Below are 13225 nucleotides of genomic sequence, written 5' to 3'. Positions count from 1 at the left end.
AATGACTAATGACTGGTGATGTCGATTTTGAGTAGATTGGGTACATTAAAAGCAATCTACTCAAGAGACAGCACTCAGCAATCATCAGGACACACAGGCGAGACACCTGTGCTACGCACTCAGCACTTAGCACTCAGCACTGATAGGGACACTGCTATGCAGCCGGAACAACAACAGCGAATCATGGGCTACTTTATTGAGGAGGCTAAAGACCACCTCAACACCATTGAACAGGGTTTGATGAATCTGCAAAGCACGATTGAAGACCCGGAAATGGTAAATGAAGTATTCCGCGCCGCCCATTCGGTTAAAGGAGGGGCGGCAATGCTAGGACTCAATAGCATTCAGAAAGCCTCCCACCGCTTAGAAGACTCTTTTAAAATTCTCAAAGAGTGTCCGGTGAAGATTGACCAAAAGCTGGAGTCCCTATTTTTGCGAGTTTCTGATACTCTCAAGGAACTGATAGAGCAGCTAAGCGGCCCGTTCGGTCTGACGGAAGATATTGGCAACAGCATCATGTCAGGGGTGGAGCCTGTATTTGAGGAACTCAACCAGCACATGGCGTTACTGGTGGGCGGGGCTGGTGGCATGGCTTTAGAGGCGGCTAACAGCACTAAGGCTGAGGCACCAATGGTAATGTCTGCACAGTACGCTGGGAGCAGCGTTCGAGATGGGCAGGCGCAAAAAAGCGTATTTACAAGCGATGTGCTGAGCCAGCTGCGGGAGATGTTGCAGTTATTTAAGCAGCCGGACTCTGCCAGGTGTAGGGAAAAACTTCAGGAAATCTGCGGCAGTTTAGAGCTTTTGGGCGAGCAATTTGAGTTGCCAAAATGGTCGCAGCTGATTCGGACAGCTGGAAGCGCGATCGCTAATCCAGAAAATTCCTATCGCATTCTTGCCAGCGTTGTTATTAAAGAGATAAAACAAGCTCAAGAACTGGTGTTGGCAGGTCGGGAAACATCAATAGAGCCAAGTTCCCAGCTAAAAGCACTGATACCGTTAACTACTGTAGTCGCGACTGGTGAAACTCACGAAGCAGAAAACTATCTCCAGGGAGCGATCGCTACTTTTGAGTCAGCACACCAGACAAGCGATCGCACCGTATTGGCAGTAGAGGCGGGAAATCTTCACAATCATCCCGTGATCGCCATCGATGGCGATCGCTACACCGATACGCCAATCCAAGAAGAAATCGTTGCCTCCGTGTCCTCTGGCGCTACTTCTTGGCAGGAACAAGCCCTTTCGCCAGACGTAGATAATATGTTCTTTGAGCCAGCTAATAACAAAGGTCGGAGTAAAGAATCAGCCACCCACCGCGCCGATCCCAGTGGGCCAGAAGTGGGGATGGCAGAACTCAACAGCCTCGCAGACCTCTTTGAAGGCGAAAGTCCGGAACTAGATGAAACCTGGCAAGAAGAAGAAGTCCTCAGCGATGTTGGTCATGACCTGGTAAATGAGCGTCACGGGGAAAGCGATTTTGACGAAGAAGGCGATTCTTTCGATGATTTTTCCGATCTTTTGGGCGATTCATTAAGTGGAATAGCAAAACCCTCACCCACAGCCACAGCGGGAGACGAATTAACCAATTTATTTGGCGAAGACTTTGTAGACGAAGCAACAGTAGATGAGCAACCTTCTCTCCAATCGGTTGATGATGGCTTTGCCGATATGCTATTTGAGGACGATAGTTCAGTCAATACGACATCAGAAGATTTAAGCAGTCTCTGGGACGATAATTTTATAGACGAGGAAGAATCCGATTCACCAGAAATCGCAACAACAGCCACAGGAGCAACCGAACTGAGTGATGAAGATTTGGTTGTCATTCTTGCTGCTGACAATGTGGAAATGGCTGTAGCAGCGGCAGACTTGGAAGAATCATTTGGCGAGGATGGGAATGCTGTGGGTACAGATACCGACGAAAATGAATCTATTTTCGATGCAGCACCTGGTTCACTGGAGTCGTTCGACTTTGACTTGACAGCAGAAACTTCCGACGAAGTTCTAGAAGATTGGGACACTCAACCAGTGATGTCTACCACAGAAGCAGCAGATGACTGGACTGCTGACTGGTCGAGTGAAGATTTGCAAATACTTGATGGTGTTTCAGAAACCGAACCATCTTTGACCAGTTCTCCTGAAGATTGGTCAGATTCGATGTTTGGCGATGAGCTAAATACGGATGCCGCTTTGAGCGACAATTTGAACGGCGGTATGATGGCAGATGACGAAAGTTGGACGACAGATGCTGGTTGGGAAGAAGAACCAGATTTTAGCAACTTGAATTTGTTTGAAACGCCAGTTGCTACACCAGAGAGTCACAATGTTTTAGAAGAACTGGTGCTAGACGAAAACGGCGACCTTTGGCTTGAGGAAAATGGAAGTACCGCAGAGGAATTAGAAGTGTTTGGTTTGGATGGGGTAGGGGAAGCTATGCCAGATGAGGATGCGATCGCTTCTACCGAAACCAATGTTGTAAATGATGTGAACCTTGACTTTAACTGGCCCTTCACGTCCAATACTGAAGACACCAATCCAGCAGACACAGAAAACAGGTCAGCAGCAGACTTGGCGTGGGATACAATCGACAACCCAGCCCTATCAGAATCAACCTCAGCAGACGAAGATCCAAACAGCCAGGAATTTAATCAAACTCAGCTTGAAGATCCATTATCAGCTTTAGATAATCTGGAAATACCCAGTGAATGGGCAGCAGGCGATCCATTTGCACTCTCTGAAACCTCAGAAACAGCAACCACAACAGATGCACTGGAATTGCTTGATTTAGACAGTCCTCACCCCAGTCCCTTCAACATGGATTGGGATAGTGCAGCCGAAAGCGCGACACCAGAGGAAAATGTTAACGAATATCTAGACGAACCGCTGAACTTAGACTTCACAGAACTCCAAGAAGAAACCCCCCATACAGCACTGGATAACTTCTTTAGTGAAGAACCAGAAGCAACGGAAACTTCTGACTGGGATAGCAGCCTAGACTTAACGGGCTTTAACCTATCCGAAGCAAATACAGATGTGGATGCTTTTGATACTAACCAACAGGGCAATTTTACTTATCTGCTCGACACAAGTATAAGTGAGTCGGGAACCCTTTCATCCTCCGATGACTTATTTAATACAGGCGACACGTCTTTAGAATCATCAGTTTTTGATGATGCAGAAAATAGCCTGGTTGTGTTTGATACCGAAGCATCTTCAAGTACAGATGCTTTGGATTGGAATGAACAAAACCTGTTGTCTAGTGAAACTGACTCAGACTGGGAAATTCCCTCAGCAACGGTGCCACCAATAGAAGCCGAAAACATCGAGTCGATGTTCGGTGAGGATTTGTCTGCAACTACTGAGGCGCTGGAACTATCAGATGAGGATTTATTTGCCAGCGACGACATGAACGCTGAGTGGGATATGTCTTCGATGCCAGCAGCCGAAGCCGAAATGGACAATATGTTCGGTGAGGATTTGTTAGCCACACCATCTGAAAATCTGGACGATATGTTCGGTGAGGATTTGTCTGGAACTACTGAGGCGTTGGAACTATCAGAGTCAGGTTTGTTTGCCAGCAACGACATGAACGCTGAGTGGGATATGTCTTCAATGGCACCAGCGGAAGCTGAAAATCTCGACGATATGTTCGGTGAGGATTTGTCAGCCACACCAGCCGAAAATCTCGACGATATGTTCGGTGAGGATTTATCTGCAACTACTCAAGCGCTGGAACTCGACAATCTGGACGATATGTTCGGTGAGGATTTGTCAGCCACACCAGCCGCAAATCTGGACAATATGTTCGGTGAGGATTTGTCAGCCACACCAGCCGCAAATCTGGACGATATGTTCGGTGAGGATTTGTCTGGAAGTACGGAATCGCTGGAACTGGACAATATGTTCGGTGAGGATTTGTCTGCAACACCAGCCGAAAATCTGGACAATATGTTCGGTGAGGATTTGTCTGGAAGTACGGAATCGCTGGAACTATCACAGTCAGGTTTGTTTGCCAGCGACGACATGAACGCTGAGTGGGATATGTCTTCGATGCCAGCAGCCGAAGCCGAAAATCTGGACAATATGTTCGGTGAGGATTTGTCTGCAACACCAGCCGAAAATCTGGACAATATGTTCGGTGAGGATTTGTCTGGAAGTACGGAATCGCTGGAACTATCAGAGTCAGGTTTGTTTGCCAGCGACGACATAAACGCTGAGTGGGATATGTCTTCAATGCCAGCAGCCGCCGAAATGGACGATATGTTCGGTGAGGATTTGTCAGCCACACCAGCCGGAATGGACAATATGTTCGGTGAGGATTTGTCTGCAACTACTGAGGCGCTGGAACTCGAAAATCTGGACAATATGTTCGGTGAGGATTTGTCTGCAACTACTGAGGCGCTGGAACTATCAGAGTCAGGTTTGTTTGCCAGCGACGACACGAACGCTGAGTGGGATATGTCTTCAATGCCAGCAGCCGAAGCCGAAATGGACAATATGTTCGGTGAGGATTTGTCAGCCACACCAGCCGAAATGGACAATATGTTCGGTGAGGATTTGTCAGCCACACCCACCGAAATGGACAATATGTTCGGTGAGGATTTGTCTGGAACTACTGAGGCGCTGGAACTATCAGAGTCAGGTTTGTTTGCCAGCGACGACATAAACGCTGAGTGGGATATGTCTTCAATGCCAGCAGCCGAAGCCGAAATGGACGATATGTTCGGTGAGGATTTGTCTGCCACACCAGCCGAAATGGACAATATGTTTGGTGAGGATTTGTCTGCCACACCAGCCGAAATGGACGATATGTTCGGTGAGGATTTGTCTGCAACTACGCAATCGCTGGAACTCGAAAATCTGGACGATATGTTCGGTGAGGATTTGTCTGCAACTACTCAAGATTTGTTTGCCAGCGACGATATGAACGCTGAGTGGGATATCTCACCAGCAGCAATGTCACCCACCGAAAATCTGGACGATATGTTCGGTGAGGATTTGTCTGCAACTAATGAGGCGCTGGATTTGGATGCAGACAATTTGTTGGGCAGTGAACTGGATGCAGACTGGGATATGCTGTCAGCAGCGGTGCCTGAAGATGCGGACTTGAGCCAAGCGGATTTGTTAGGTGTTGAGCCAGCCGAAATCGGAGATATGCTAGATTTTGAGGAGGATCTGTTTACTGCCCAGATGCCTTCAGAAGATTTAGCGATCGCTACAAATCAGCTGAATCAAATTGAAGCGCTTTGGGGCTTGACAGCAGAAGAAGAAAATGATAATCAGACTTCTGAAACGACTGAAGAACTAAGCACCGCTGATTTTAACGCTCTGTCTTTTGAAGAAGACAAGGTATCAACCGCCGAATTTTTGGGAGCAGATGAGTTTGACGAGTTAGAGGCATTACTGGGTGAGGATGCAATCGGGGATCAAATAACTCCAGACCTCGTACTAAACAATGAGTTTGACGAGTTAGATGCCTTGCTGGGTGAACAGGAGACGGCATCAGCAGATATGCTTGATGAGTTTGCTGACCTGGAAGCCTTACTAGGAGATGAACCGCAGGCGATTACTCCCAAAGCGAAGCAGGCATCCAAGAGCGCTGCACCCGTTAGCAACACCATTGATGATGAATTTGGGGATTTGGAGATACTGCTGGGGCAAGCTGAGGAGACAATGGGCGTACCAAGGAGTGCGAAAACCAGCTCTAGTCCAGTTCGCCCAGTGAATCGTACCCGCCAAATTAAGGTGTTTGAGCAAACAATGCGGGTGCCAGTAAAACATCTGGATAACCTCAGCAACCTGGTTGGGGAATTGGTCGTGAACCGCAACACCTTGGAGCAGGATCAAGAACGCCTGCGGCAATTCTTGGATAACTTACTGCACCAGGTACAGCAACTCAGCGATGTGGGTGCGAGAATGCAGGATCGGTATGAGCGATCGCTTCTGGAAAGCTCCCTCCTCGCCAGCCGTCAGGGTAATCGGTTCAACCCACGCGGCGATCGCGATTCCCAATCCCAAGATAATACCCCCCCAAATAGCCGATTTGGTTTGGGTGAGCTAGAACTCGATTTGTTTACGCCTTTCCACACCCTCTCCCAGGAAATCATTGAGCTGATTGTCCGAGTCCGAGAGTCGGCTGCTGACATCGAATTCCTGGTCGATGAAACCGATCAGGTGGCTCGGATGCTCCGGCAGATAACCTCTCAGCTACAAGAAGGGCTGACCCGAAGTCGAATGGTGCCTTTTGCCAATACAGCCGATCGCTTACCCCGTGCCGTGCGCGACATTTCCATCCGTTGTGGCAAGCAAGCAGAACTGCACATCGAAGGTCGGGAAACCTTGCTCGACAAAGTGATCCTAGAACACCTCTCCGACCCGATGACGCACCTGATTAACAATGCCATTACCCACGGCATTGAAACCCCAGAAGTGCGTAAAGCTGCTGGTAAACCGCCAGTAGGTCGGATTACCATCCGCGCTTTCCACCAAGGCAACCAAACCGTGATTTCTGTATCTGATGATGGAGCAGGTGTTGATGCCGAAAGGGTGAAAAGCAAAGCGATTGAAAAGGGTTTGATTACCCCAGAGCAAGCCACAACCATGACCCGCTTGGATGTGTACGATCTGCTGTTCCACCCCGGTTTTACTACCAAAGATAAAGAAGACGAATTCGCAGGTCGTGGTATTGGGATGAACGTAGTTCGGGAAAACTTGACCGAAATTCGCGGTGTCATTAACACAGATTCCACGCTGGGCAAGGGAACCACCTTTACCGTCCGCCTACCCCTCACCTTAAGTATCTGTAAAGCCCTCTGCTGCCTGATCGACAGAACGCGGATTGCCTTTCCAATGGATGGGGTGGAAGATATGCTGGATGTGCCTCAAGAACGCATCCAAACTAACGCTGAAGGTCAGACCTGTATCTACTGGCGCGATTCACTAATGCCCTTCCAGCCCCTTAGTGAATTGCTGACATACAATCGTCACCTCAGTCGAGGCAACGTTTACGGCGGCAAACGGGACGACGATATGATTTCGGTTGTAGTGCTACGCAGTTCTGGCAACTACATCGCCGTCCAGGTGGATCAGGTGTTAGGCGAGCAGGAAATTGTAATTAAGCAACTGGAAGGCCCCGTACCCAAGCCCCTTGGCGTTGCTGGTGCTACTGTCCTGGGGGATGGTCGGATTATGCCTATTGCCGACGTTCTAGAGCTGATTGACTTAGCGACGGGACGAATTGGAAAAGACCGTGGCGTGTCTCTGTGGGATAAGAGTGGTGTTCCTGCTCCTGTGGAAGTTCCAGAGGTTAAGACCGATCCGATGGTCTTGATTGTGGATGACTCGATTACGGTGCGCGAACTGCTCTCTATGACTTTCAACAAGGCGGGATACCGCGTGGAACAAGCCCGTGACGGTCAGGAAGCCTGGGATAAGCTCCGCTCTGGTCTACCTTGCGAGATTGTCTTCTGTGACATTGAAATGCCCCGCATGGACGGTCTGGAGCTGCTCTCGCGGATTCAGAAAGACCCCACACTTAGCCATCTGCCAGTGGCAATGCTGACCTCTCGCGGCGCTAGTAAGCACCAGCAAATGGCAGCTCAATTCGGAGCTAAGGGTTACTTTACCAAGCCTTATTTGGAAGAGGTGCTTCTCGATGCCGCGCAGCGAATGATTAAAGGTGAGGTGTTGCTGAGTATCAATAGCAACGCTTAACAAAGTATGGGCAATATGTAGAGACCTATACAACGTCTCTACATATTGCTCGCATTTTTATATTGGTTATGAGAAAAAGGACGCGATCGCATCTTTTGGACACCAATTAAAATCGCATCTTTTGGACATCAGTAAAAAATGATGGCATTTTGGCTCAACAAATTTAACCCATACACCTGATAAGCTTATGAGGTTGTATTGAAGTAAACAGATCGCCAATTTCTTAAAAATGAAAACTCCCAAACTCTTGTCAGCACTTTTATTATTTATACTTTCTCTATCATTCGTATTTATAGTAAATCATATTCCCGTAACTAACGCCATTCCCGTAAGTAATGCTAACGAATCAGTTTTAAATGCACTTTTTAAAGATACTGAGGGTGCTTTTGTTCTATACGATCTCAAGAATAATAAGTATATTCGATACAATGAATCGCGCTGTCGCCAAAGATTTAGCCCGCACTCAACCTTTAAAATTCCTAACGCATTAATTGCCTTAGAAACTGGTGTTGTTAAAGACGAAAATGTTATAACTCCTTACGCTAGTGACAAGCATCCATCTGAGGCATGGTGGCCTGCCGAGTGGCAACAGGATACCAACCTTCGCTCAGGAATAAAATACTCGGTTGTCTGGTATTATCAAGAGATTGCTAAACAAGTAGGTAAGGAAAGATATAACAAGTATCTCCAGCAATTCCAGTATGGAAATGAAGATATTTCTGGGCCAATCGACCAGTTTTGGCTTGGCAGTTCCTTGGAAATATCGCCAAATGAAGAAGTGGAATTCTTAAAGAAGTTCTACAATCAAGAATTATCTGTATCCAAGCGCACAACTGATATTGTCAAAGATATTCTGGTTTTAGAAAAAACTAATTCTTACAAATTGAGTGGAAAAACAGGTTTAAGTGGGGTAGTTAACGGAAAAGCTTTAGGTTGGTTTGTTGGTTATTTGGAAAGAGAAGACAATGTTTATTTCTTTGCTACTAACCTAGAAGCTACTTCTAAAGAAGCACTCATGAAAAAACGAATCCAGCTAACTAAGCAAATTTTGACAGAATTAGGGCTGCTGTGAAACCAATAATCTAGGGCGCGTGAACATAGAGTAAATCTGACGCTAGACTGGACAGTGTTGCCTAAAGTCTAACCCTATGTCATATCCAGATAAACCCCTAGCCTACCCAACTAGCCAAAAAGTCGATCAAGTTGATGACTATCACGGTACAAGAGTAGAAGATCCTTACCGATGGCTTGAAGATCCAGACTCAGACGAAACAAAGGCTTGGGTGGAAGCGCAAAACCAAGTCACTTTTGAATACTTAAATGAAATTACAGTCCGCGAAAAGATTAAGCAGCGGCTAACCCAATTGTGGGATTATGAGAAATTTAGTATTCCTTTTAAAGAAGGCGATCGCGCACTTCGCTACTTCTATTTCAAAAACGATGGCTTACAAAATCAAAGCGTCTTATACACTTTAATTTCCCTCGACGCTGAACCAAAAGTTTTACTCGATCCCAATAAGCTTTCAGAAGATGGCACAGTCGCCTTGTCTGGCGTTTCCATTAGCGAAGACGCTAAACTGATGGCCTATGGTTTATCTACCTCTGGTTCCGACTGGCAAGAGTGGAAAGTACGCGACATTGAAACAGGCGAAGATATATCAGATCATCTCAAATGGATTAAATTCTCTGGCGCATCTTGGACTAAAGACAATCAAGGCTTTTTCTACAGTCGCTACGACGAACCCAACAAAGAAACAAAATTAGAAGACGTTAATTATTACCAAAAACTCTACTACCACCAGTTAGGTAAACCGCAGTCAGAAGATATCCTGATCTATCATCGCCCGGATCAAAAGGAATGGGGATTCAGCGGTGGCGTAACCGAGGACGGACGTTACCTGATTGTCAGCGTTTGGTTAGGAACTGACCCGAAAAACTTGATTTTCTACAAGGATTTGGCAAACCCAAATGCTGAGGTAGTAGAACTTATTAACGAGTTTGAGGCTAACTATAGCTTTATCGACAATGATGGTGATGTGTTCTGGTTCCGCACCGATCTGGATGCGCCACGCGGTCGCGTTATTGCTATTGATACCAAAAACCCAGCGCGATCGCAATGGCAAGAAATTATCCCCCAGACAGATGAAGTCCTTGAAAGTGTCGGACTGCTAAATAATCAATTTGTGGTTGATTATCTAAAAGATGCCCACACACAAGTTAAAATTTTCGACCTAAATGGCGCATTTGTCCGGGAAGTCGAATTACCGGGAATCGGTTCTGCTGGTGGTTTTAGCGGCAAGCGCTACGACACAGAAACCTTCTACAGTTTCACCAGCTTTACCACACCAGCAACTATCTATCACTACGACATGGTAAGCGGAGAAAGTACAATTTTCCGCCAACCCAAGGTTGATTTCAATCCCGCCGATTACGAGACAAACCAGGTATTTTACAGCAGCAAAGATGGCACCCAAGTGCCTATGTTTATCACCCACAAAAAAGGGTTGCAACTGGATGGAAATAACCCAACATATCTTTATGGCTATGGCGGTTTCAATGTCTCTCTAACACCAAGCTTTTCTGTTGGGAGTTTGATCTGGCTGGAAATGGGCGGAGTTTATGCGATTCCCAATCTGCGCGGTGGCGGTGAATATGGTGAGGAATGGCACCAGGCAGGAACGAAGCTAAATAAACAAAATGTTTTTGATGATTTCATCACCGCAGCCGAGTGGCTGATTTCCCATAAGTACACAAAGCCTGCAAAACTAGCTATCGGCGGCGGCAGTAATGGGGGATTATTGGTGGGTGCTTGTTTGACACAACGCCCGAATTTATTTGGTGCGGCATTGCCTGCTGTCGGCGTAATGGATATGTTGCGTTTCCATAAGTTTACGATTGGCTGGGCTTGGTGTTCTGAGTATGGTTCTGCGGAAAACCCAGATGAGTTTAAGGCGCTTTATGCTTATTCGCCACTGCATAATCTAAAAAGCGAAACGTCCTATCCAGCTACGATGATCACAACAGCCGATCACGACGATCGGGTGGTGCCTGCCCACAGTTTCAAGTTTGCTGCTGCTTTGCAAGAGGCACACGCGGGTAAAAATCCGGTGTTAATTAGAATTGAGACTAAAGCGGGACATGGTGCTGGCAAGCCAACAGCTAAAATTATTGAAGAAGTTGCAGACAAGTGGGCTTTCTTAGTGCGTTCTCTGGACATAGCAGTTGACATTTAACATAACGTAGGGTGGGCAATGCCCACCTTACTAACTAACTAATACCTAACAAATATAGGGAGCAATACGCTGGAAAAATTAATAAAAAAAATTAAACGTATGATCTCAAAATCAGCCGGAGTTATTGAGCAATCGGGGGTAATTCCATACCGGATCAAAAACGGTAAAATCGAAGTTTTGTTAATCACTTCTTCGACAGGTAAACGCTGGGTGATTCCTAAAGGAATGATTGAGTTTATGATGTCACCGCAAGATTCGGCAGCAAAGGAAGCCTGGGAAGAAGCTGGAGTCATTGGTCAGGTACTGCCTACAACAATGGGTACTTACGACTATCAAAAGTGGGGGCGTACTTGTCGAGTTGAGACCTTTTTATTACAAGTCGAAACGGTACTGGAAGATTGGCCGGAAGCTAACTTAAGAAAGCGAGAGTGGCTTAGTGTTAAACAAGCAGTTAAGCACATTCAGGAAGCAGAATTAAAGCAAATTCTTATGGCTTTGCCTGATACATTATTAACTTTACAATCGCCTCCGGAATAGCTTGAGCTATTGCTGATTCTATAAGGATAGTTGTAGGGTGTTTATTGCTGACCCTACTTATCCAAATGTATCGTTCAATATCAATAGATAGACATAACTAGCTGAGTATGCCAGAGTGCAAAAAACCAAATGGCTGCCGTAAAATGTTGCGGCGCACTTTCCTATTTTTAATAGGTTTAGCACTAGCTAAAGTCTTAACCGAATTCTTTTCAATTGCTCAAAATCGTAGCAAAGTTATCAATTTTGTTGGTCAATTATGGGAGAAAGCGATCGCTCTCTGGGAAAAGTCTCAACAAGACGTAACTCAACAGCCTATACCCCAAGCTATCGCCACATCAGCGCCTTTACCCAGTAGTACGCCTACACCAAAACTTACTTCTACACCTAAACCAACTCCTACCCCGAATTTAAAAGGAAAACCTGTAAAAGTTACTAAGAAAACTGTCGCCGGAGTGTCTTTTTATCAAACAACCATTGACCTCAGCGACCCGGAAATTTTTCTTACCATTGGGTTAGCTAATAATGCTACTTATGCTAACACGCAAACTGCGACGACTGGAGATGAACCTTTTGCAAAGCTGGTGGCGCGTCAGAATGCCGCAGTGGTTGCTAACGGCACCTTTTTTAGTAAAAATGACAAAAAGGTGGTTATGGGTAATATGGTAGCTGGCGGCAAGTTTCTGAAATACAGCCGTTGGGAAAATTATGGGACTACTTTGGGGATAAAAGCGGGTAATCAACTAGAAATGATTACAGCGCGATCGCAAGGTAAACCAAATTGGGATCAACACTGGTTTTCTCTTACTTGTGGGCCGAGACTAATCAGGGATGGAAAAATCTGGCTTTCCCCATTATCAGAAGGGTTCTCTGAGCCGAATGTTTTAAATAAAGGCTATCGCACCGCCATTGGTTTTCCAGCCAATAGAAAACAACTATTTTTAATTAGCTTTCTGGCTAGTTTAACATTACAACAAGAAGCCGAAATCATGAAGGCCATTGGCTGTGTTGAAGCAATGAATTTGGATGGCGGTGCTTCAGAAGCTTTAGCCCATAACGGTAAAATTTTGCTTCCGGCTGGACGGAACCTCACAAATGTAATTGTCGTTTATGACACTAATTATCCTGCTCCTAGCGCTTTAAAAACATCTTGGCGACGCTTTCAAGATGGCGAACGTCCTTATATTCCCGGTTAACCTTCATCCAATAGATAGGATTATTAACCTCTCCCCAACCTTTTCCCTACAAGGCGAGGGGCTTTTCTCCTTCCCGATTCCGGGAAGGGGTAGAGGTTAGGTCTGTATTATTGGACAAGTATTAAAGCTGCATCTGTTAAGCATTCGCTGAAAGAAGTGGAATATTGTCAGCAAGCGGATCTTTAACATCTATCCCCTGTTTTATTGCCCAATACTCGCTTAAGAAATGAATTTGTCTCAAGCCGACAATTAAATTAAAACCTGGTATAAAAATCCACCAAACTACAAGCGGTTCTTTCATTCCAGCTTGGCGATAAAGTTCGTTTACAGTTCTATAAAGCTTGAATTGCACAATGTAAATCCAGGCAATACCGACTAAGGGGTAGTCCTGCATAGTAATGCTAATGAACTATAATTTTAATTATTCAACCTACCGTAATTTTTAGCTTATGCAATGCCCCAAGTGCGACTCTCAATACGTTGTAAAAAATGGTCATACTCACACTGGTAAACAAAATTTTAAATGTCGAGATTGTGGCAGACAATTTG

Annotated in this window: 7 protein-coding genes; 6 read left to right on the top strand and 1 reads right to left on the bottom strand. The window is 45.8% G+C overall.

Going from position 1 to position 13225, the window contains the following annotated elements:
- Positions 1 to 156: 156 nt before the first annotated feature.
- The 5 genes from NDI42_RS02315 (at position 157) to NDI42_RS02295 (ending at position 12676) form a co-directional block, all read left to right on the top strand.
- Positions 157 to 7713 (top strand): hybrid sensor histidine kinase/response regulator, encoded by a 7557-nt coding sequence (locus NDI42_RS02315; protein WP_431191423.1) that lies wholly within the window; start codon positions 157 to 159, stop codon positions 7711 to 7713.
- Between the two features lie 229 nt (positions 7714 to 7942).
- A complete protein-coding gene (gene blaOXA, locus NDI42_RS02310; protein WP_190459686.1) occupies positions 7943 to 8785 on the top strand; it encodes a class D beta-lactamase in 843 nt (280 codons plus the stop codon).
- 76 nt (positions 8786 to 8861) lie between these two features.
- Positions 8862 to 10946: a prolyl oligopeptidase family serine peptidase gene (locus NDI42_RS02305; RefSeq protein ID WP_190459684.1), complete on the top strand. Its 2085-nt coding sequence runs from the start codon at positions 8862 to 8864 to the stop codon at positions 10944 to 10946.
- A gap of 99 nt (positions 10947 to 11045) precedes the next feature.
- On the top strand, positions 11046 to 11483 hold the full coding sequence (locus tag NDI42_RS02300) for an NUDIX hydrolase (RefSeq protein WP_190459682.1): 438 nt from the start codon (positions 11046 to 11048) through the stop codon (positions 11481 to 11483).
- A 107-nt stretch (positions 11484 to 11590) separates the two neighbouring features.
- A complete protein-coding gene (locus tag NDI42_RS02295) occupies positions 11591 to 12676 on the top strand; it encodes a phosphodiester glycosidase family protein (RefSeq protein ID WP_190459680.1) in 1086 nt (361 codons plus the stop codon).
- Between the two features lie 136 nt (positions 12677 to 12812).
- Here NDI42_RS02295 and NDI42_RS02290 read toward each other — a convergent pair whose 3' ends face one another.
- Positions 12813 to 13070 carry a hypothetical protein gene (locus NDI42_RS02290; RefSeq protein ID WP_199311430.1) on the bottom strand — a complete coding sequence of 86 codons (258 nt, stop codon included), beginning with the start codon at positions 13068 to 13070 and terminating at the stop codon, positions 12813 to 12815.
- A gap of 55 nt (positions 13071 to 13125) precedes the next feature.
- Between NDI42_RS02290 and NDI42_RS02285 the strand changes: the two genes are divergently transcribed.
- The coding region (locus tag NDI42_RS02285; protein WP_190450560.1) for an IS1 family transposase at positions 13126 to 13225 on the top strand (100 nt) is incomplete at its 3' end.

It is taken from the genome of Funiculus sociatus GB2-C1 (assembly GCF_039962115.1).
Classification (GTDB): domain Bacteria; phylum Cyanobacteriota; class Cyanobacteriia; order Cyanobacteriales; family FACHB-T130; genus Funiculus; species Funiculus sociatus.
The sequence above is the reverse complement of the archived record's forward strand: the minus strand, read 5'-3'. Positions and strand labels throughout refer to the sequence as shown.